Origin of the sequence: Salinicola endophyticus, from assembly GCF_040536835.1 — a bacterium.
Taxonomy (GTDB): Bacteria; Pseudomonadota; Gammaproteobacteria; order Pseudomonadales; family Halomonadaceae; genus Salinicola; species Salinicola endophyticus_A.
Map to the genome: position 1 here is coordinate 4,260,434 of NZ_CP159578.1, position 21,347 is coordinate 4,281,780.

General features: G+C 62.1%; 21 protein-coding genes. 9 read left to right on the plus strand and 12 right to left on the minus strand.

Features of this window, described 5'->3' with window-relative positions; genetic code table 11:
- Positions 1 to 51 precede the first annotated feature (51 nt).
- The 8 genes from ABV408_RS19185 (at position 52) to ABV408_RS19220 (ending at position 10,721) form a co-directional block, all read left to right on the plus strand.
- Complete coding sequence (locus ABV408_RS19185) at positions 52 to 1,449, plus strand: GntP family permease (protein ID WP_353980467.1); 1,398 nt, start codon at positions 52 to 54, stop codon at positions 1,447 to 1,449.
- 4 nt (positions 1,450 to 1,453) lie between these two features.
- Positions 1,454 to 3,124 carry an acyl-CoA synthetase gene (locus ABV408_RS19190; RefSeq protein ID WP_353980468.1) on the plus strand — a complete coding sequence of 557 codons (1,671 nt, stop codon included), beginning with the start codon at positions 1,454 to 1,456 and terminating at the stop codon, positions 3,122 to 3,124.
- Positions 3,125 to 3,155: 31 nt separating this feature from the next.
- Positions 3,156 to 3,623 carry a MaoC family dehydratase gene (locus ABV408_RS19195; RefSeq protein WP_353980469.1) on the plus strand — a complete coding sequence of 156 codons (468 nt, stop codon included), beginning with the start codon at positions 3,156 to 3,158 and terminating at the stop codon, positions 3,621 to 3,623.
- A 290-nt stretch (positions 3,624 to 3,913) separates the two neighbouring features.
- Positions 3,914 to 5,083, plus strand: coding sequence for an isovaleryl-CoA dehydrogenase (locus ABV408_RS19200; protein WP_353980470.1), 1,170 nt, complete (start codon positions 3,914 to 3,916; stop codon positions 5,081 to 5,083).
- Positions 5,084 to 5,092: 9 nt separating this feature from the next.
- Positions 5,093 to 6,700, plus strand: a complete 1,608-nt coding sequence (locus ABV408_RS19205) for a carboxyl transferase domain-containing protein (RefSeq protein ID WP_353980471.1) — start codon at positions 5,093 to 5,095, stop codon at positions 6,698 to 6,700.
- A gap of 145 nt (positions 6,701 to 6,845) precedes the next feature.
- Positions 6,846 to 7,673, plus strand: coding sequence for an enoyl-CoA hydratase-related protein (locus ABV408_RS19210; protein WP_353980472.1), 828 nt, complete (start codon positions 6,846 to 6,848; stop codon positions 7,671 to 7,673).
- A complete protein-coding gene (locus ABV408_RS19215) occupies positions 7,670 to 9,820 on the plus strand; it encodes an acetyl/propionyl/methylcrotonyl-CoA carboxylase subunit alpha (RefSeq protein ID WP_353980473.1) in 2,151 nt (716 codons plus the stop codon). Before ABV408_RS19210 ends, ABV408_RS19215 begins: the two co-directional genes overlap by 4 nt.
- A gap of 1 nt (position 9,821) precedes the next feature.
- A complete protein-coding gene (locus ABV408_RS19220) occupies positions 9,822 to 10,721 on the plus strand; it encodes a hydroxymethylglutaryl-CoA lyase (protein WP_353980474.1) in 900 nt (299 codons plus the stop codon).
- 154 nt (positions 10,722 to 10,875) lie between these two features.
- Here the strand turns inward: ABV408_RS19220 and ABV408_RS19225 are convergent, their stop codons facing one another.
- The 11 genes from ABV408_RS19225 to pdxY form a co-directional block, all read right to left on the minus strand.
- Complete coding sequence (locus ABV408_RS19225; RefSeq protein WP_353980475.1) at positions 10,876 to 11,430, minus strand: hypothetical protein; 555 nt, start codon at positions 11,428 to 11,430, stop codon at positions 10,876 to 10,878.
- Between the two features lie 52 nt (positions 11,431 to 11,482).
- Entirely contained in the window at positions 11,483 to 11,869 is a 387-nt protein-coding gene (locus ABV408_RS19230) for a tautomerase family protein (protein ID WP_353980476.1), read from the minus strand.
- A 550-nt stretch (positions 11,870 to 12,419) separates the two neighbouring features.
- Positions 12,420 to 13,163: a GNAT family N-acetyltransferase gene (locus tag ABV408_RS19235; RefSeq protein ID WP_353980477.1), complete on the minus strand. Its 744-nt coding sequence runs from the start codon at positions 13,161 to 13,163 to the stop codon at positions 12,420 to 12,422.
- Positions 13,164 to 13,533: 370 nt separating this feature from the next.
- Entirely contained in the window at positions 13,534 to 14,043 is a 510-nt protein-coding gene (locus ABV408_RS19240; RefSeq protein WP_353980478.1) for a hypothetical protein, read from the minus strand.
- Between the two features lie 267 nt (positions 14,044 to 14,310).
- Positions 14,311 to 14,553, minus strand: coding sequence for a hypothetical protein (locus ABV408_RS19245; RefSeq protein WP_353980479.1), 243 nt, complete (start codon positions 14,551 to 14,553; stop codon positions 14,311 to 14,313).
- A gap of 87 nt (positions 14,554 to 14,640) precedes the next feature.
- Entirely contained in the window at positions 14,641 to 14,979 is a 339-nt protein-coding gene (locus tag ABV408_RS19250; protein WP_353980480.1) for a hypothetical protein, read from the minus strand.
- A gap of 94 nt (positions 14,980 to 15,073) precedes the next feature.
- A complete protein-coding gene (locus ABV408_RS19255; RefSeq protein ID WP_353980481.1) occupies positions 15,074 to 15,673 on the minus strand; it encodes a hypothetical protein in 600 nt (199 codons plus the stop codon).
- A 20-nt stretch (positions 15,674 to 15,693) separates the two neighbouring features.
- A complete protein-coding gene (locus ABV408_RS19260; RefSeq protein WP_353980482.1) occupies positions 15,694 to 16,353 on the minus strand; it encodes a hypothetical protein in 660 nt (219 codons plus the stop codon).
- Positions 16,354 to 16,888: 535 nt separating this feature from the next.
- Positions 16,889 to 17,293: a MerR family DNA-binding transcriptional regulator gene (locus ABV408_RS19265; protein WP_035475471.1), complete on the minus strand. Its 405-nt coding sequence runs from the start codon at positions 17,291 to 17,293 to the stop codon at positions 16,889 to 16,891.
- A 102-nt stretch (positions 17,294 to 17,395) separates the two neighbouring features.
- Positions 17,396 to 18,268 carry a DUF72 domain-containing protein gene (locus ABV408_RS19270; protein WP_110673782.1) on the minus strand — a complete coding sequence of 291 codons (873 nt, stop codon included), beginning with the start codon at positions 18,266 to 18,268 and terminating at the stop codon, positions 17,396 to 17,398.
- Positions 18,269 to 18,271: 3 nt separating this feature from the next.
- Entirely contained in the window at positions 18,272 to 19,144 is an 873-nt protein-coding gene (gene pdxY / locus ABV408_RS19275; RefSeq protein ID WP_353980483.1) for a pyridoxal kinase PdxY, read from the minus strand.
- Positions 19,145 to 19,599: 455 nt separating this feature from the next.
- Here pdxY and ABV408_RS19280 point away from each other — a divergent pair, with 455 nt between their 5' ends.
- Entirely contained in the window at positions 19,600 to 20,700 is a 1,101-nt protein-coding gene (locus ABV408_RS19280) for an MltA domain-containing protein (RefSeq protein WP_353980484.1), read from the plus strand.
- A gap of 63 nt (positions 20,701 to 20,763) precedes the next feature.
- On the opposite strand, the gene ABV408_RS19285 is transcribed toward ABV408_RS19280, so the two are convergent.
- Positions 20,764 to 21,330 carry an HdeD family acid-resistance protein gene (locus ABV408_RS19285; protein WP_035475466.1) on the minus strand — a complete coding sequence of 189 codons (567 nt, stop codon included), beginning with the start codon at positions 21,328 to 21,330 and terminating at the stop codon, positions 20,764 to 20,766.
- Positions 21,331 to 21,347: the final 17 nt, after the last annotated feature.

Here is a 21,347-nt window from a genome sequence, read left to right on the forward strand (position 1 = left end):
GAGGCTCCGGCGTGCCTGCGCCATGAGCCCCCGACACAAGGGCCTGGCACCATGAGTACCCTGGCTATCGTCGTCTCGCTGATCCTGCTGATCGTCCTCGCCTATCGCGGTATCACCGTGCTGCTGCTGGCGCCGCTGATGGCGTCACTGGCGGTGCTGCTCTCCGGTGATGGCGGGCTGCTGCTGCCGATCTACACCGATACCTTCATGAAGGCGCTCGGCGGCTATCTGATCAAGTTCTTCCCGCTGTTCATCCTGGGCGCGCTGTTCGGCCAGCTGATGGCCGACTCCGGCGCCGCGCACGCCATCGCGCGCTGGATCATCAAGCGCCTCGGCACCCGCCATGTGGTGCTGACCGTGGTGCTGGCCTGCGCCATTCTCACCTATGGCGGCGTGTCGCTGTTCGTAGTGGCGTTCGCGGTCTTCCCCATCGGGGCGGCGCTGTTCCGCGAGACCGACACGCCCAAGCGGCTGATCCCCGGCGCCATCGCCCTGGGCTCGTTCACCTTCACCATGACCGCGCTCCCCGGCACGCCGGCGATCCAGAACGCGATCCCGATTCCGTTCTTCCACACCACCAGCTTCGCCGCACCCGGGCTCGGCATCATCGCCGGGGCGATGATGCTGGGGCTGGGTACCTGGTGGCTGCAGTCTCGGGCGAGCCGGGCGACGCGCCGGGGCGAGGGCTACGGCCAGCACCCCGACGAGCAGATCGAGCCCCTCGAGGCCGCGGCCGGCGTACCCGAGATCGGTACCCTGGCCGCCTTCACCCCGTTGGTGATGGTGATCGGCCTCAACGCCCTGTTGACCTACGCCATTCTGCCGGGTCTCGACTTCTCCGGGCTGCCGGAGGCGCGCTTCGGCACCCTCGACCCCGGCGCCATGCTCGGGCTGTGGGCGATCATCATCGCGCTGCTGGTGTCGTGCGCCTGGCTGGTCGTCAGCCGCTGGCGCCACTGGGCGGATCTCAAGGGCACCATCAACAAGGGCTGCTTCGGCTCGATGCTGCCGGTGTTCAACACCGCCTCCGAGGTCGGCTACGGCGCGGTGATCGCCAGCCTCGCCGGCTTCGTGGTCATCCGCGATGCGGTGCTGAGCCTGGCGCCGGGCAATCCACTGATCTCCGAGGCGGTGTCGATGAACGTGCTGGCGGCGGTCACCGGCTCCTCCTCCGGCGGCATGAGCATCGCCCTCAGCGTGCTCGGTGACGACTATCTGCGCATGGCCAATGCGGTCGGTCTCAACCCCGAGCTGATGCACCGGGTCGCCACCATCGCCGCCGGCGGCATGGATACCCTGCCCCACTCCGGCGCGGTGATCACGCTGCTGGCGATCTGCGGCCTCACCCATCGCCAGGCCTATCCCAACATCGCCATGGTCACCATCGTGGTGCCGATGATCACGCTGGTCGCGGTGATCACCCTGGGCACCCTATTCGGGAGTTTCTGAGCCGATGAATACCCCCGACGCCAGCGCCCTGCTGCCGCCAGAGAGCGATTACGACCGCCTCCACGCCAACTTCGCATGGACGGTGCCGGCGCGCTTCAACATCGCCAGCGTCTGCTGCGACCGCTGGGCGGAGGACACCGAGCGCCTGGCGATGATCGAGATCGGTGACGACGGCAGCGCCCGCGAGATCACCTTCGCCGAGCTCCAGCGCGGTGCCAACCGGCTGGCCAACAGCCTGGTCGCCCAGGGCGTTCAGCCCGGCGACCGGGTCGGGGTGCTGCTGCCCCAGCGCCATGAGACCGTGCTGGTGCATCTGGCCTGCTTCAAGCTGGGGGCGATTTCGGTGCCGCTGTTCAGCCTGTTCGGCCCCGAGGCGCTGCTCCACCGGCTTGCCGACTGCGGCATGCGCGCCATCGTCAGCGATGCCCGCGGCCTGGCGACGCTCGACGAGATCCGCCACCAGCTACCCACGCTGCAGGCGATCTACACCGTCGATGGCGTGCCCGAAGCGGGTAGGCCCACCTCTGACGCGCTCGACTTCCACGCCGAGCTGGCCGCTGCCAGCGAGGCCTTCGTCACCCGCGATACCCATCCCGACGACCCGGCGCTGATCATCTACACCTCCGGCACCACCGGCAGCCCCAAGGGCGCGGTGCACGGCCACCGCGTGCTGCTGGGGCATCTGCCGGGGGTGGAGATGTCCCACAACCTGCTGCCGCAGCCCGGCGACCGCCTGTGGACGCCGGCCGACTGGGCCTGGATCGGCGGCCTGCTCGACGTGCTGCTGCCGGCGCTCTACCACGCGGTGCCGATCGTCGCCCACCGCATGCTCAAGTTCTCGCCGGAGGCGGCGTTCGCGCTGATCGAGCGCCACCGCGTGCGTAACCTGTTCCTGCCGCCGACCGCGCTCAAGCTGATGCGTCGAGTCGAGCAGCCGCAACGCCGCTGGCAGCTCGACGTGCGCAGCGTCGCCAGCGGTGGCGAGTCGCTGGGGGAGGCGCTGCTGGCGTGGGGGCAGGAGACCTTCGGGCTCACCATCAACGAGTTCTACGGCCAGACCGAGTGCAACATGGTGCTCTCGGCCTGCGCGGCGCTCGGCGTGCACCGCCCGGGGGCGATCGGCAAGGCGGTGCCGGGGCACGAGCTGGCGATCGTCGACGCCGAGGGCCGGCGGCTCGCCGATGGCGAGACCGGGCATATCGCGGTGCGCGCACCGGACCCGGTGATGTTTCTGCACTACTGGCAGAAGCCGGAGGCGACCGCGGCCAAGTTCGCCGGCGAGTGGCTGCTGACCGGCGACATGGGCCGGCGCGATGCCGAGGGCTACTTCAGCTTTCTCAGCCGCGATGACGACGTCATCACCAGTGCCGGCTACCGCATCGGCCCCGCGCCGATCGAGAACTGCCTGCTGGGCCATCCGGCGGTGCGCATGGCCGCCGTGGTAGGCAAGCCTGACGAGCTGCGCACCGAGATCGTCGCTGCCTACGTGGTGCTCGCCGAAGGCTGGGACGCTTCCCCGGCGCTGGTGGAGACGCTGCAGCAGCACGTGCGCTCGCGCCTGGCGGCCCATGAGTACCCGCGCGAGATCCACTTCGTCGACGAATTCCCGATGACCGCCACCGGCAAGATCGTGCGCAAGGCGCTGCGAACGCTGGATCGCGACGAGACCCCATGAACACGCCCCTTGCGAGCCCTGGAGTGATCGCATGAATTTTGTCGGCAACGCCTTCGACGAGATCGCCGTCGATGACACCTTCGGCCAGACCCTGACCATCACCGAGGCGCATATCGTCCAGGCCTGTGGCCTGTTCGGCGACTTCAACCCGCTGCACAGCAACGACGCCTTCGCCCAGCAGACACGCTTCGGCCAGCGCATCCTGCACGGGCCGATGACCTCGGCCTACATGACCGCCTCCATCGGCATGTACTTCTATGCCACCGCAGTCGCCTATCTGGCGCAAGACTGCCGCTTTCTGGCCCCGGTCTTCGCCGGTGACACCCTGACCACCGAGTGGCGCATCGCCGAGCTGATCGCCAAGCCCCACCATCAGGGCGGCATCGCGGTGCTGGCGGGGCACTGCCGCAACCAGCGCGACGAGATCGTCGCCGAGGCCGACGGCAAGATCCTGCTGCTGGATCGGGCGGCGGTCCCGGAGAAGGCTGGGCGGGCCTAGATCTTTCTCGAAGAGCCTAGGTGCTGTCTGAAAAGTCGACGAGCGAAGGCAAGGCCGGGGCGCGCAGCTAAGGCAAAAATCGGCGAAAACGGACCGGGCTGGCGTTCCAGCCGATTTTTAACGACGCATGGGCGAGCGCAGTACTTTTCAGACAGTGCCTAAGACCATGGTCGAGGGGCTCTGGCCCTATCCAAAATTTGACGTTAACGTCAACGTATAAAGCCGAGAGCGCCTGCGAGCCATGTCCCGCGACCCCGCGTTCTTGCCTATCGACAGCGGAGGATCATCCGATGCACGCCCCCTACACCGAGCTCGATTTCGGCCTCGACGACGAGTTGAACATGCTGCGCGAACAGGTCAACGCCTTCGCCCGCGACGAGATCGCTCCGCGCGCGGCCCAGATCGACCACGACAACGCCTTCCCCGCGGACCTGTGGCAGAAGTTCGGCGACATGGGGCTGCTCGGCATCACCGTCAGCGAAGAAGACGGCGGCAGCGGCATGGGCTACCTGGCGCACTGCATCGCCATGGAGGAGATCTCCCGGGCCAGCGCCTCGGTGGGGCTCTCCTACGGCGCCCACGCCAATCTCTGCGTCAATCAGATCAAGCTCAACGCCACGGCCGAGCAGAAGGCCAAGTACCTGCCCAAGCTGATCAGCGGCGAGCACGTGGGGGCGCTGGCGATGTCCGAACCCGGCGCCGGCTCGGATGTGGTCTCGATGAGCCTGCGCGCCGACAGGCATGGCGACCACTACGTGCTCAACGGCAACAAGATGTGGATCACCAACGGCCCCGACGCCGACGTGCTGGTGGTCTACGCCAAGACCGACCCCGAAGCCGGCGCCAAGGGCATCACCGCCTTTCTGATCGAGAAGGGGTTCGCCGGTTTCTCCACCGCGCAGAAGCTCGACAAGCTGGGCATGCGCGGCTCCAACACCTGCGAGCTGGTGTTCGAGGATTGCCAGGTACCGGCGGAGAACGTGCTGGGCGAGGAGAACCGCGGCGTGCGCGTGCTGATGAGCGGGCTCGACTACGAGCGCACGGTGCTCGCCGCCGGCCCGATCGGGATCATGCAGGCGTGTCTGGACGTGGTGGTGCCCTACGTCCACGAGCGCAAGCAGTTCGGCCAGGCGATCGGCGAGTTCCAGCTGATCCAGGGCAAGCTCGCCGACATGTACACCACGCTCAACGCCTGCCGCGCCTATCTCTACGCCGTGGCCGGCGCCTGCGACCGCGGCCGGGTCAGCCGCAAGGACGCCGCCGGGGTGATCCTCTACTGCGCCGAAAAGGCGACCCAGATGGCGCTGGATGCCATCCAGCTGCTCGGCGGCAACGGCTATATCAACGAGTACCCCACCGGGCGGCTGCTGCGTGACGCCAAGCTCTACGAGATCGGCGCCGGCACCAGCGAGATTCGGCGGATGCTGATTGGCCGAGAATTGTTCTCCGAATCGGCATAGGAGGGTCGCATGGCCATACTGAGTAGCCAGATAAACCCCCGCGCCGAGGCCTTCCAGGCCAACGCCCAGGCGCTGCGGGCGGAGGTCGACAAGCTCCACGCGCTGAGCGCCGAGATCGCCCGGGGCGGCGGCGACAAGGCCCGCGCCCGGCACGAGTCCCGCGGCAAGCTGTTCGTGCGCGAGCGCATCGACCAGCTGCTCGACGAGGGCGCGGCCTTTCTCGAGATCGGCGCGCTGGCGGCCCACGAGGTCTACGACACCCCGGTGCCCGCCGCCGGCGTGGTCGCCGGCATCGGCCGGGTCAGCGGCGTGGAGTGCGTGATCGTCGCCAACGACGCCACGGTCAAGGGCGGCACCTACTTCCCGCTGACGGTGAAGAAGCACCTGCGCGCCCAGGAGATCGCCCGCAAGCACCGCCTGCCCTGCCTCTACCTGGTCGACTCCGGCGGCGCCTACCTGCCGGAGCAGGACGAGGTCTTTCCCGACCACGACGACTTCGGCCGCATCTTCTACAACCAGGCCACGCTCTCCGCCGCCGGCATCCCGCAGATCGCGGTGGTGATGGGCTCGTGCACCGCCGGCGGCGCCTACGTGCCGGCGATGGCCGATGAATCGATCATCGTGCGCAACCAGGGCACCATCTTTCTCGGCGGCCCGCCGCTGGTGAAAGCCGCCACCGGTGAGACCATCAGCGCCGAGGATCTCGGCGGCGCGGACGTGCACGCACGGATCAGCGGCGTGGTCGACCACTATGCCGAGAACGACGCCCATGCGCTGCAGCTCGCCCGCCGCGCGGTCTCCCGGCTCAACTGGCGCAAGCGCGGCGAACTGGCGCTGCGCGAATCCCGCCCGCCGCGGCTCGACCCTTCGGAGCTCTACGGCATCGTCGGCACCGACCTGCGCAAGCCGTATGACGTGCGCGAGGTGATCGGGCGGCTAGTGGACGACTCCGACTTCGACGAGTTCAAGCGCTATTACGGCGACACCCTGGTCACCGGCTTCGCCCACTGGTGCGGCCATCCGGTGGGTATCGTCGCCAACAACGGTGTGCTGTTCTCGGAGTCCGCACAGAAGGGCGCGCACTTCATCGAACTCTGCGCCCAGCGCCAGATCCCGCTGATTTTCCTACAGAACATCACCGGCTTCATGGTCGGCTCCAAGTACGAGCAAGAGGGCATCGCCAAGCACGGCGCCAAGCTGGTCACCGCCGTGGCCTGCGCCAAGGTGCCCAAGTTCACCGTGTTGATCGGCGGCAGCTTCGGCGCCGGCAACTACGGCATGTGCGGCCGCGCCTATGACCCCAACCTGCTGTTCATGTGGCCCAACGCGCGCATCTCGGTGATGGGCGGCGAACAGGCGGCCAACGTGCTGGCGCAGGTGAAACGGGAGCAGATGGAGCGCGACGGCAGCGACTGGCCGGAAGACGAGGAAGCCGCCTTCAAGGCGCCGATTCGCGAACAGTATGAGCGCCAGGGGCACCCGTACTACGCCAGCGCCCGGCTGTGGGACGACGGCGTGATCGACCCGTTGCAGACCCGCGATGTGATCGGCCTGGCACTCTCCGCCGCAATGAACGCAGAGATACAAGAGACGCGTTTCGGCGTCTTCAGGATGTAATCCTAAAGGGGCTGCGCTCGCTCATGCTTTGTTAAAAATCGGCTCAAAGTACTCATTTACACGCCCGTAAACTCCGTCTTTTCGCCGATTTTTGCCTCGCCTGAGCATCGCTCGCCACCTTTAGCGGATAGAGGGAAACGGCTAAATGAGCACCCATCACTGCCAACTGGACATCGACTCTCGCGGCGTCGCGCGGCTGACGCTGGACCGCCCCGCGGTACACAACGCCTTCGACGACGCCTTGATCGCCGCACTCAACGCCCATCTCGAGCGCCTCCACGCCCTGGCTGCGAGCGGAGAGGTGCGGGTAGTGGTGCTCGGCTCCCACGGCAAGCACTTCTCCGCCGGGGCGGATCTCGTCTGGATGAAGCGCATGGTCGACTACAGCGTCGACGACAACCTGGTCGACTCGCGCCAGCTCTCGCGCCTGATGCACGGGCTCGACACCCTGCCCTGCCCCACGCTCTGCCGAGTGCAGGGCGCGGCCTACGGCGGCGCGGTGGGGCTGGCCGCCTGCTGCGATCTGGTCATCGCCTCGGATGCGGCGCGCTTCTGTCTTTCCGAGGTCAAGATCGGCCTCTCGCCGGCGGTGGTCGGGCCCTATGTCCAGCGCGCCATCGGCGCCCGCCAGATGCGCCGCTACGCGTTGACCGCCGAGGTGATCGACGCCGCCACCGCCCGCGAGCTGGGGCTGGTGCATCAGGTGGTGGCTGGCGACGCGCTGGATGAAGAGATCAACCGCCAGATCGACACCCTGCTCGCCGCCTCCCCCCAGGCCCAGCGCGCCACCAAGGCGCTGCTCGCGCAGATCGCCCGCGAACCGGAGAGCGACGCCACCCGCGAGGCCGCGTGCCGCACCATCAGCGAGCTACGGGTCAGCGCCGAAGGCCAGGAGGGGCTGGCCGCCTTCTTCGACAAACGCCCGCCCGCCTGGCTCGCGGCCAGCGGGGGCGACAAGGAGCCGCGCTCATGAGTCTCGCCACTGCGCCCCGCCCGCTCCGCGCCGTCCTGATCGCCAATCGTGGCGAGATCGCCTGCCGGGTGATCCGCACCGCGCGGCGCCTCGGCCTGCGTACCATCGCGGTCTATTCGGATGCCGACGCCCGCGCCCGCCACGTGCGCGAGGCCGACGAAGCGATCCGCCTCGGCCCGGCGGCGGCCGGCGAAAGCTATCTCGCCATCGACAAGGTCATCGCCGCCGCCCAGCGCAGCGGCGCCGACGCCATCCATCCGGGCTACGGCTTTCTCTCCGAGAACGCCGAGTTCGTCGCCGCCTGCGACGCCGCCGGGCTCGTCTTCATCGGCCCGCCGGCCAGCGCCATCGCCGCCATGGGCGACAAGGCCGCGGCCAAGGCACGCATGGCCAGCGCCGGCGTACCACTGGTGCCCGGCTATCACGGCGAAGCGCAGGACGACGCCCTGCTGCGGCAAGAAGCCGGCAAGATCGGCTACCCGGTGCTGCTCAAGGCCAGCGCCGGGGGCGGCGGCAAGGGCATGCGGGTGGTCGAGTCCGAGCGCGAGTTCCAGGCGGCGCTGGATGGCTGCCGCCGCGAATCCCGCGCCGCCTTCGGCGATGAGCGCATGCTGATCGAGAAGTATCTGACCCAGCCGCGCCATGTCGAAGTACAGGTGTTCTGCGACAGCCTCGGCGCCGGCGTCTACCTGTTCGAGCGCGACTGCAGCGTGCAGCGACGCCACCAAAAGGTGCTCGAAGAGGCCCCCGCACCGCACCTGCCCGAAGCGCTGCGCCGCGAGATGGGTGAGGCCGCGGTGCGCGCCGCCCAGGAGATCGGCTATGTCGGCGCCGGCACGGTGGAGTTCCTGCTGGATGCCGCCGCCGAGACCACGCAGGAGCACGGCTCACCGTTCTACTTCATGGAGATGAACACCCGGCTGCAGGTCGAGCACCCGGTCACCGAGATGATCAGCGGCGAGGATCTGGTCGAGTGGCAGCTACGGGTCGCCGCTGGCCTGGCGCTGCCCAAGGCGCAGAGCGAACTGACGCTCACCGGCCACGCCGTCGAAGCGCGGCTCTATGCCGAAGACCCGGACAACGACTTCCTCCCCGCCACCGGCAAGCTCCTGCGTTTCGCGCTGCCGCTGGCGAGCGCCGATTCGCACGGGCGAATCCGCCTGGATAGCGGCGTCGAGGCCGGTGACACGGTGACCATGCACTACGACCCGATGCTGGCCAAGCTGATCGTCCACGGCGAGGATCGCGGCCAGGCCTTGGCCGAAATGGCCCGCGCCCTGGCCGCGCTGGATATCAGCGGCGTGACCACCAATCGCCGCTTTCTGCAGCGGCTGGTGACCCACCCGGACTTCATCGCCGCCGAGCTGAATACCCGTTTCATCGAGCATCATCACGACGATCTGTTCGCCGCGCTCCACGCCACCGACGCCGATATCGCGCGCGCGGCCCTGGTTGCTATCGATCAGCTTGCCAGGAACCATACCGACGGAACATCGCGCGCCGACGACCCCTGGCAGCGCCGCGACGGCTGGCGGCTCAACGCACCACACCGAGTACGTCTCGCCTTCCAGGAGACCGACGGCAGCGGCACGTACGAGGTGATCGCCACCCAGGGACTAACACAGGGTCTGACACAAGAACCAGCACAAGAGACCTGGCAGCTTCAGGTACAGCGCGACGGCGAGGAGACAAGCCGGGTCGCCGGGCAGTGCCAGCGTCTCGACAACGACACCCTGGCGCTCACCCTGGATGGCCATCGCCAGCGCCTCTTCGCCCGGCTCGACCCGGCCAGCGAAGGCGACGCCATCGTGCTCACCGCCGCAGGTCAAGAGTCGCGCCTGATCTGGCGCCGCGCCGACCGTGCCGACCATCTACCGCAAGAGACCGAAGCCAAGCTGACCGCGCCGATGCACGGCACCGTGGTGGCGCTGCTGGTCGAACCTAGCCAGACGGTGGAGAAAGGCACCCCGCTGGTGGTGGTGGAAGCGATGAAGATGGAGCACACCCTGAGCGCCCCCGCCGACGGAGCGGTGGAAGCCTTCCATGTCGCGGTGGGTGACGCCGTGGCGCAGGGGGATGAGCTGCTCGCGTTCACCAATGCCGAGGCGATGACCAACGCCGGCGCCGACACGAACGGGGACAGCTGACATGGCAATGCCGAAGCACGTCAGTATCGTCGAAGTCGGCCCGCGCGACGGGCTACAGAACGAAGCCGAGCCCATCGCCACCGCCGCCAAGCTGGAACTGATCGAGCGGCTCGGTGCGGCGGGGCTCAAGCGGATCGAAGTGGCGAGTTTCGTCTCGCCCAAATGGGTGCCGCAGATGGCGGATCACCGCGAGGTGATGACCGGCATTCGCCGCCGGCCGGGCGTGGTCTACTCCGCGCTCACGCCCAATCTCAAAGGGCTGGAAGCCGCGCTGGAGTGCGGCGTCGAGGAGGTCGCCGTCTTCGCGGCGGCCAGCGAAGCCTTCTCGCACAAGAACATCAACTGCTCGATTGCCGAATCGCTGGCGCGCTTCGAACCGGTGATCGAACGCGCCCGGGAAGCCGGCGTGCGCGTGCGCGGCTATGTCTCCTGCGTGCTCGGCTGCCCCTACGAAGGCAACATCGCCCCCCAACGGGTCGCCGAGGTCTCTCGGGCGCTTTATCAGATGGGCTGTTATGAAATCTCGCTGGGCGACACCATCGGCGTCGGCACCCCGCTCGCGGCCAAGCGCCTGCTCGACGCCGTGAGCCGGGATATCCCCAGGGACAAACTCGCCGCCCACTTCCACGACACCTACGGCCAGGCGCTGGCCAACCTCTACGCCGTGCTCGAAGAGGGCATCAGCGTGATCGACAGCGCCGTCGCCGGACTCGGCGGCTGCCCCTACGCCAAGGGCGCCACCGGCAACGTTGCCACGGAAGACGTGATCTACCTGCTCAACGGCCTCGGCATCGACAGTGGCGTGGATCTGGATAACTTGGCAGAGACAGGGGTGTGGATAACACAGACGATCGGCAAGCCGAATCGGTCGAGGGTCGGCGTAGCGCTGGCGGCGCGCTAGGGTTTGTACGAAAAGTCATCGAGCGAAGGCAAGACAAGGCAAAAATCGGCGAAAACGCGGAGTTTACGGGGTGTAAATGAGCATTTTGAGCCGATTTTTAACGCCGTATTGCCGAGCGCAGGTAGTTTTCGTAAAAAGCCTGGTCATTCATGGATCAACCGCTCCAGGCCCCGCGATCTAGCTGAGACTGCAGCGCTAGAGACAACTCGACATAGGTGCGTGCCGCCTCTTTCGCCGGTTCCAGATCGCGAGCCACCTCACGACGCAAACGCCGCAGCTCGTGATACAACGTCACCTGTGGCTGATCGATCAGCCCTTCCCGCACCAGTAGTTCCGGCAGCCGAGCCGCTGATATCTCGCCCGGGCCACTATCTTCGCTTTCCCGTGGCGATAGCGACGCTCGGGCCGCGCGCTCCAATCGAGTCCACGCCTCCAATATCGCCGTACGGGGATGGCGCTCGGCCAGCTCGGTGAGAAACGTCTCCTCCTCACCGCCACGCACACCGACGACGTTATCCCGACCTGGCGATAGCGAGCGCAACTGCTCAAGGTCGTGCTCGAACTCAGCCTCGATAGGCCCGGCCCGCAGCTTCTTGATGAAGGACCCAAACTGCAGGATCTGGTCGCGGAAGAGAAGCGCGAGAATCAGAGCGAACACCGGCCAGGCCAGCGACCGGACGAGGCTCGAAATGAACGTCAGCCAATCCATCGTCAGTACTCGGTTGGTTCCACGTGCATGAGTCTAGGCACTAGCTGCCACGTCATACATTCACCGAATATTGTAGATCACGTGCTTCATCTCCGGTCATGCCACGAAATCCCCAGCAGTGAGCGGGCTGCTCCTTGAGCGTGATCTCGATATCGATGGGCGATATGCCGATCTCGGCTTCTATCTGGCGGAAAAGCGCCTTGATTAGCGCCTTTTGTGTCTCCTTGGACCGCCCCTGCATCATGTTGATTTCGATAACCGTGTAAGCCGACGTTCTATCGTCAGGGAAATAGAAATCCTCTGAGTCCAGCGGTACGAACCGTTGAGCTCGCTTGCCCGCCGGCATCCCGAGAACATCCTGCATGCAGCCATGAATGACATTCGAAAGCTGCGCCTTGATAGGATTCAAGTACTCTTTGATGCCATAAACGACGACCATGTGAGCCCCCAAAGAATGTGTGTTTAATAAATCGACCTGCAAATATATCAATTAGTAGAACCACTGACGAGCTAACATTTTGCACAGCGGCGCGAGGAACGAGCGTCTGGCGCCGCAGGCGTGAACTGATGCAACTAGCTATGCATTTACAACGCCCTGGACAAATAAGCACGCTCCTATTCCGTAAGCTATAATTTGCAGCCAAAAGCAGCCCCACGTGACCGAACCACAACATTTAGCCATGAGAGCATTAAAGCAACCTCCATCTTTGATCTTCCTCGCGGTGTATCGATAGTCAATGAGCCGCGATACGGTAGCAACACAACCAAGCCCTGCCGAAACTGACCAAACAATAATCACACAATTCAGAGGCAATGCCTGCTGAGCAACTTTTCCCAACTTTATATTTATAGCATAGGCTAGTGATGCAACAGCGAATCCAAGAAACAAGTTGATTGAAAATGACAATTGGGTAATGCGATAGTTTTGCCACCGTATGTACCGCTCTTTCTGATCTTGATCCATGGGCTTCCTATTCATAACGCCGCATTCACCGGCTTGACCGGCATAATGCTTTATTATGCACCTTATCTATATAGAAGGCACCTGAATTATAGGCCACCCCTATTGCACTTGCTTCGGAGTACTTTGCCTTATCAAAATAAACAGACTCACCATCTACGCATATTTTAATCATCGCATCGCCTTTATAATTTTCGCTCCTGACGTAGGCCGCCACCCGATTTTGGAAATGTATTACTCCTTGATTATCTAGCACAGCAGTCGGAGAAAAGGACTTTATCGGTACTGTTTCGGATATCCATTTTGCTTGCTCTGGATAAAACATTATCTTTACGTTTACCGGCGAGCCGTCAGTAGGAACATCCAGGTACTTTTCAAAAACAAATGACGCTTCATTGTTATTATGAAATTCGAACCCCATTTTTTTCCAAAAAGGAATGGACGATTCGGGTTTACACTCGATGGAAACAGCAATTCTGCCACTGCTAATGGCACGTTGCATTGCATATTCTACTAGCTGCTTTCCAACGCCCTTCTTTCTAAGATCTTCACGAACCTCCAGTATGCCAAAATCGCCCCAGATGTAGGCGACCGGCTCATCCTCGAGAGTGGCCACGAAAAGCTGATGTTCGTCATGAACGCGCTGCGTTAAATTCCAATTGCATAAAAATGATCCATACACCTCCCGGCGATCATGCTCTAAAAGCCATGAATATATTGTTGCGACATCATGGTCAGTAGCCAATCCAAATGACAAATTTGATTCTCTCATCTTCAGCCCTCGATGGTTCTGACATACACTGCATAACGCCCGTGGTAATGGGTACCAACGGAGCGCAGCGTAGTTGGCGTCCCGTTGACCACTTTGCTACTGAGAGCCTTCGGGCTCTATTTTAATTGTTGCCTCAAAGTCCCGGAACGCTTGCCGAGTTGCAGAAGCATCAGAGATCACGCCAAGTTAATGAAGCAGCTCCACATTGCGAACCATTACTTTTACAGCGAGGATAGCCATTAAAGATGCTGAATTTTTCAAGTCGTTCCGGATTTGGGTAACTCGCTTGAAAAATCGCGCGCAAAACAGCTACTGGTGCTCCATGAGCATGCATAGACGCCAGATGGTAGACCAATGTATATTCATATTCTCAAGGCTCACCAAGCTCAGTCGCCCTATCGTGAATCCTGGCCACTGCGAAATTGCCATACGACCGATTACACCCCCTTTTATCTTGATATCTGAAACGTTCTTGAAAACGCTTGGTAGCCTTATCGAAGTCGTCAATCTGGTGGCTGGCATCTGCTTTACTGAGTAACTTCCGGCATTCCATGACCGTATAGTTGCAGAAATCCCTTGACCGTTTTTCAGCGTCTATTCCGACGCCATGAAGATTGAGTGATACCTCCCAGAGTTGGCGCACGACAGCGGCTGCCGCTTCATGATAAAACTGAGGCAGAAGAAAGCTGATTGCTTTGTAAAAATTAAAAGCATAGATAAAAGATTGATTGACCAGAAGATCAGGCAAATCTTCGGGCACAATGTGCTCTGTGGTAGCGATAGCATCTCGAATAATCGCATAGTGCTCCAGGATCCGGTCCAAGGGCAGCTCCACAGAAATTTTTGGACTCCCTATAAACAGCGTTTCTTCCAAAGACATTGCCCGACCTACCTTCTCAGTAATGCCTGCCGTCACCGAAGGAAAAACTGAAGAGAAGCGCTGATATTGGCATCAGGTGTACGGCCTGGTTATATGTTCTATCGGTCATCACCGGACTCACTTTCATCTATTTTTTCGACCAAGCCCTGTAGCTCTTTAGCAACATCACCACAACCTCGGATAGTAATTCGGTGTCCTTTATAGTCAACCGTGATCTCTTTCTGAGGGCGAGTCTTGAGTTATTCGATTATCAGTGGGGCGCAATGTTTAGAAGGAATCCGGCAAAAGTGATGGCCGCAGGTATAAAAACCCCAAGATCAAGTCACTGGCAATCTGAGCGGAAGAGCTATTAGCACGAAATCCCGAGGTCATGAGTTTTGACTTTTTCTCATCATGAAATTCGCACTCGTGCATCAGTTGATTGACAACTTCTGCTTGCCCCTTTTCATCGGTTAGCTTCCATCGATCAACGTCATACAGCGAGACCGCAAATCTGTTCTCCATGGCCATTTCTCACTCATATAACGCTTGCAGCATGCGCGCCCATGAAATGGAGCCGGAGGCGCAATGTAATGGACGTCACCGTGCATGCACTGGTTAGGCAAACCCAGGCTCATTGAAGACACGAAAGCGATAAACATGCACAGGCCCTTGAGTCTTTCCACCCCAGAGGAGCAAGCCACCGATTTTCTGATTAGGTGATACAAAAGACCCTAGTTTCTCATTAATATCCTTTGCCAAGTCCAAATACTCTTCAGCAGTTAATGCGACAGCATCTTGGCCAGGCAAAGATAGCATTAGAAGCTCTTTGTTCTGACGAGAGTAGGCCAACGCTGACGGGGGGGAATTGCCCCACTCAAAAACTTCATATCTCCCAGCCTCGGATCTACCAAGGCCATCCCTTAAAGCATGCTTTATTTCGTCGATTAAATCCACGAGTCCTCCATCATTTTGCCTAACGCCCGCAGCATGCGCGACTTTATAATAAGGCGCAGCCGCAATGGAAAAGACGTCGCCATGTCAGCGATTTTTAGCGACTTGGTTCACGCCACACATTTGGCATGCGTTTCCCCGCTAGCCAATCCTCGTAGGAAAGCATTCGCTCCCATGACTCTTCATTACTCATTCTGACAATATTCCTGTCATTTTCATCTTGCTGCTTCGCGAACAGCCGCGATCTCTGAGTAAAGCCTTTCCTGATTTTTATCGGTCGATCTTCATACTCTTTTGAAGCATTAGAATCTGGTAAGAAGAGCACCTTTTTCTCACCATCTGTATTGAAGGTTGGATCGATTAGAGCGCCGTCTTTCTTCCAAATGACGTGGCGCTCGGCTTCAATATATTTGTTTTTCTTATACCAAATTTTATAGCCAATAACTTTCTTCCCTCCATCTTTCTCAATAAGTCGACCCACATTCATTTCGCAGCAACTTTGCCGGCACCATGGCTCAGGGTGAACTTCAACATATACCGGAGTCTCACTGCTCAGGCTCCTACAAAATGAAGCTACTTTCTGGTCTATTGATTCAGGTGTAGTAAGAGATTTTCCATCAAGTTGCACGAAGCTATTCCTCTCGCTAACGCTGCCATCACCGGTGACAAAACCAGCACGAAACAGAGGTTTTGGCATCTGATGCATGGCCTGGTTAATTATGTTCGTTTTTGATGACAAGGATTACAACACGGTTGCGCTCTTGTAGGAATAGGAGCTGGGCGCGAGAACACCTTGTTGCAATGTACGCATGAATAGACGTTACACCCTTCCAATATCTCTTCCGCTTTTCGCTCTAAGAAGAACGGCTCAATAGAATAATCAAAATCTGCAAGTGCGTAGGATGTTTGCCTTGATTCTGACTTAAGTTGATCCGGATGAGTTGTTGCAACAAAAACATTATTTGAATATTCAGGATACGCAACCCTGATTGCAGGGAGTATGTCAGCATCACCGGTGATGATTACATGTACATTCTCTGGTTGCGTGATAGCCGACTTCACAAGCAAAGCAACAACGGTGGTGTCTACTTGTTTTTCCTGAAATTTATGTCCTTTGAGATTCTCAATCATCCAGCCCTTCAGCCGAGGACGGAAGATAGCATCCTCAAGAAAACCGGCATCGATAGCCCTTTGGGTGAAGACATCCCTTGCTCCGGTGCTTCTCCGAACATTATCGATATCGGCGGGTGAGATATTGTCGCGCTCATTTGGCCATTCGTCTAAGTCATCGGGAAGATCAAAAATGCTGGTAGAAAAAAAGAGATTCCCGAGCTCTGCACACCCGCCTTCCGCATGTTTATTTGCATGCTTCAGCATGCGAGTCGACAAGCTTTTTAAAATCAAGTTTGAACAAACGGTCCGGGTATTCGAGCCGGTATGCTAGCGCCCTCTCTGGGGCACAAGCCTTAAAAAGCCATGATCCATCTACAAATACGTTTAATTTTGACAAAACATACTCCTTTTCAATTAACAGGTGTCAGATAGCCCGCTCGCTTTGCAACTTGAAAAAGCTCACACGTTTTGCTCGCTCCGATATAACTGTGCATAGACACAGTCGTGTGGCGTTGGGTCGTCCGGTTAGCTATTGAGGAAGGCCGCCACGCTACCGCCAGCCATGGAGGATGACGATGGTTACCATCATCCCAGCGCGGCTGTCCCTTGTGAGCTTGTGACGCTGTAAGCCATCTCTTGTGCTGTTCTACGCACAGTAACCAAGCATTACATTAGAGACAACGCCACGAAAGGATTAATCAATCGTGGCGTCAGAGGGAGAGGCGCTGGTGCGTTGGAAACCGAAGATTATTTAGGAGACGGGGGCACTTTACGCTTGGCATAACGAGAGCGGCCAGGTTCAAGAACGCTCGGATGCCTTCAATTCACCTAGTGCACTCTGGCACCGCGCTTCGACCTGATCGAGTTCGCGCTGCATGGCGCGGATGTCTTCCAGCTGGCGTTCGAGGTTGGCGCGCTTGTCGGCGAGGATTTCGAGCATGCGTTCGAGCTGGCGCACGCTGCCGTGGTTGCGGTCGTCGTAGAGATCGAGCACTTCGCGTATCTCGATCAACGAGAAGCCGAGCCGTTTGCCACGCAGGGCGAGTTTGAGGCGCACGCGGTCCTTGTCGCGGTAGACGCGGGTCTTGCCCCGGCGCTCGGGGGAGAGCAGGCCTTCCTGCTCGTAGAAGCGGATGGTGCGGGTGGTAACGTCGAACTGCTGCGCGAGTTCGCCAATGGCGTAGGTTGGGCCGGACACGGGCATTGCCTGTTGTTAACTTTTCTTCACCCTACCGGGATTTGACCTTAACGTGAAGATCAACCAAGGCAGGGTGTGCCGCCGGTGTTTCTAGCGGGGGGATACCACTCAGAACAGGGATTCCTGCCGGTCACCGGCAAACTCGGCCAGCGGGGGTAGCGCAACCCGCTCGGCGAGCCGGCTGTAGCACTGGCGCGCCAGCTCCGGCGCCTGGCGATTATCCGGCGTATGCACAAAGAGAAAAGGGGTTTTCCCCTGTTTTATCCACAGGCTAAGCCGTTCTATCCACGGCGCGAAGCGCGCTGCGTTGATCGCTTCATCGAAGTGTCCGATGAAGCGCACGACAGGGTTGACCGCCGTGGAGAGCACGTGTAGTGGGACTTTCGGCTTTTCGCCTTGAGCGGCTGCGAGCTTTTTGTCAAGCCCCGCGGGTGTGGCAAATAGCGCGCGAACGTCGAGCATCACGCGATCCACGTCTTGACTTATCAACAAGCGGTTGAGTGACTGTTCCGCCAACCCCTTGTGGAAAAATTCAAGCTCCCGCACTTCCACTGCGCAGGGCAGGCCCGGCGGCCAGCGCGAGAGTAGCTGCGCCAGCGCCGGCAGCTCGGCGTGGCCGAAATCCCGCGGTAGTTGCACCATCAGCGGGCCGAGCCGATCCGCCAGCGGGCCGAGGCCCTCTACGAAGCGGGCGAACTCGTCGTCGATCTCTCGCAGGCGCTTGGCGTGGGTAAGCTGGCCCGGCAGCTTGAAGCAGAAGCGAAAGGTCGAAGGCGCCTGCGCGGCCCAGGCGGCGATGGTCTCCGCCTTGGGCAGGCCGCTGTAGAAGGTGGTGTTGCCCTCCACCGCGTTGAACACTCGGGCGTAGTCGGCCAGGCCGGCGTCACCGTGGGCCGGCAGCAGGCTGCCGCGCCAGTCGTTGTTGGCCCACATCGCCATGCCCAGGTAGAGCGGCGGCTGGGGTGTCTCCGCAAGGGTCATCGGTCAGCGCAGGCGCTCGGCGTGCAGGGTCACCCTCGGCGAGACGATATCGTGCTGGGCGCTGATCATCGCCAGTTCGCGGGTGCCGGCGCGGCGGGTGTGTTCGAATAGCATCTGCACCGCGGCGGCGGTCTGCTCCAGCGCCCGCGCCGGGCCTTCGTCGCCGAGCCCGGCGCGCAGGCTCTGAGCCAGGAACATGGCGGCGGTGAAGTCACCCGCACCGTTGGGCGGAATGGCGAAGTCTACCTTGGGCGTGGCGATGCGCCAGCTGCCGCCGGCGGCATCCACCAGCATGCCGATATGGCCGGCGTCGTCGTCCGCCACCTCGAGCGAGGTGACCAGCACCACCCGCGGGCCCTGGGCCCGCAGCGCCGCGGTGGCGGCGAGGGCGTCTTTCAGGGTGTGAATCTCGCGCCCGGAGAGGAAGCCGAGTTCGAACTGGTTGGGGGTGACGATATCGGCGCGGCGGATGGCGTGGTCGCGCATCCACTCGGGGATACCTTCGCGCACGAAGAAGCCGCGGCCGACATCGCCCATCACCGGGTCGCAGCAGTAGAGCGCCTCGGGGTTGGCCTGCTTGACCCGGTCGACGCTGTCGAGCACCGCACGGCCGATGCCTTCGTCGCCCATGTAGCCGGAGAGCACCGCATCCACGCCGCCCAGACCGACCAGCGATTCGACCCCGTCGAGCACATTCCGCAGGTGAGCGGGCGAGAACACCTCGCCGGTGAAGGCGCCGTAGCCGGTGTGGTTGGAGAACTGGACCGTGTTGATGGCGGTGACTTCCAGCCCCAGCCGCTGCAGCGGGAAGACCGCGGCGCGGTTGCCGACATAGCCGTAGGCGACGTGGCTCTGGATGGAGATGACATGGGTCATGGGGCGTTCCTGCCGCGGGAAAAAGCACAGTGTAATGCCGCAGCCGAGCAAGGGGCAGGGTCATGCCTGGGCACGGCGGCGTCTCGACGCTGGCAGGCGGTGGCGATATGCTCGCGGGTTGGCGACTTAGGCACTGTCTGAAAAGTACTGCGCTCGCCCATGCGGTGTTAAAAATCGGCTCAGAATGCTCATTTACACCCTGTAAACTCCGCGTTTTCGCCGCTTTTTGCCTTGCCTGGCCTTCGCTCGTCGACTTTTCAAACAGCACCTAGGCCCCGCCGCGCCGCCACCTTACCGTGTTCAAGGATCGAAACCGTATGCTGTCAGCCGAGCGCGCCGCCGCTTATCCTTCCGCGTTGTCTTTACCCGCGTCGTCTTCCCCCGCGCTGTCTTTTTCCGCGTCGTCTTGCCCGCTATCGGCGTCTCTTTCGGCGCCGCGCTCGCGCCGCCGCCCGATGGCGGCGCTGCGCCGGCATGCGGCACTGCTGGGGAGCCTGCTGCTGGCGCTGGTAGTGGCCGGCTGCAGCAGCGCGCCGATCACCAGCGTGGCGCCGAGCGGTGATGCCGAGACCCGGGTCGAGCGCCAGGATCGCGCCACCAGTTGGCAGCACCTCCCCGGTTGGAGCCGGGATCAGCCGATGGCGGCGTGGAGCGCCTTTCGTGAAAGCTGCACCCGGCTGGCGCGCAAGCCGCTGTGGCGCGGGGTGTGTGCCGATGCGAAATCGGTCGACCCGCTCAATGCCCAGGCGATTCAGCAATTCTTCGAGACCCGCTTCACGCCCTACCGGGTGACCAACAGCGACGGCAGTTCCACCGGGCTGATCACCGGCTACTACGAACCCATCCTGCGCGGCTCGCGGGTGCGCGGCGGCCCCTACCAGACGCCGCTCTACGAGTATCCGAAGTACTGGAAGAAGCACACCCACGTCGGCCCGACCCGCCGCGAGCTGATGCGCAGCGGCGATCTGAAGGGTACCGAGCTGGTATGGGTCGATGACCCGGTAGAGGCAGCCTATCTACAGATCCAGGGCTCGGGGCGCATCGAGATGACCGATGGCACCACCATGCGCGTGGCCTATGCCGGCACCAACAATCAGCCGTTTCGCTCCTTCGCCAAGCGGCTGATCGACCGCGGCGAGATCACCCCCGCCGAGGCCACGCTGCCCGGCGTGCGCGCCTGGGCCCGGCGCCACCCGAGCCAGGTGGAAGAGATGCTCAACGTCAATCCGCGCATGGTGTTCTTCCGCGAGCTGACCGGCGACCAGGCGCTCTCCGACAGCAGCGGCCCGGTGGGCGCGCTGGGGGTGCCGCTCACCTCGGAGCGCAGTATCGCAGTGGACCCCAGCGAGATCCCGCTCGGCGCGCCGGTGTTTCTCTCCACCACCCAGCCGCTTTCGCAGCAGCCGCTGCAACGCCTAATGGTGGCGCAGGACACCGGCAGCGCGGTGAAGGGCGCGGTGCGCGCGGACTTCTACTGGGGCCACGGCGACGCCGCCGGCGAGGCCGCCAGCCGCATGAAGCAGCGGGGCGAGATGTGGGTGCTGATGCCCAAGTGAGCGGAAACATGCTCGACCCTGCCGTGCCGGGCGTTCCGCGACCCGGCGACGGAGGGGCTCCCCTCAAAGGCCGGAAAACGCCTTACGCACGCGCAGCGCGGCGATGATCTGGATCACCCCGTAGATCAGCGCGACGACGCCGATCCACAGCGCGGTGGCCACCAGGCCGCTCAGCGGGCTGGCGATCAGCAGGATACCCAGCAGCAGCGCCAGCACCCCACTGAGCACGGTCCAGCCCTCGCCGGGGGCGGTCCAGCCCTGGCCCGGCACCGGGCGGCGAATGCGCAGTGCGAGCAGCAGGCGGAACACCCCGGCGATCACCAGCCAGATACCCACCAGCACCAGCAGTGCACTGGCCATGGAGAGCGGGTCGAAGATCGCGAGCAGGCCGAACAGCACCGAGAACAGCGCATAACCGATCAGCCAGCCCTTGCCGGCGCCACGATAGGCGGTGGCCGTGGTCACCAGCGTGGTGATGCCTTCCGCCAGCGCCAGGATGCCCATGATCCAGGTCAGCGCGGCGATCGCCCCCAGCGGCTTGAAGATCGCGATCGCGCCGAAGATCACGGCGACCACGCCGAACGCCATCAGGATGATCCAGCTACGCCCGATCAGACTTCTCGTTGCCATCTTTCACTCCCCTCGTG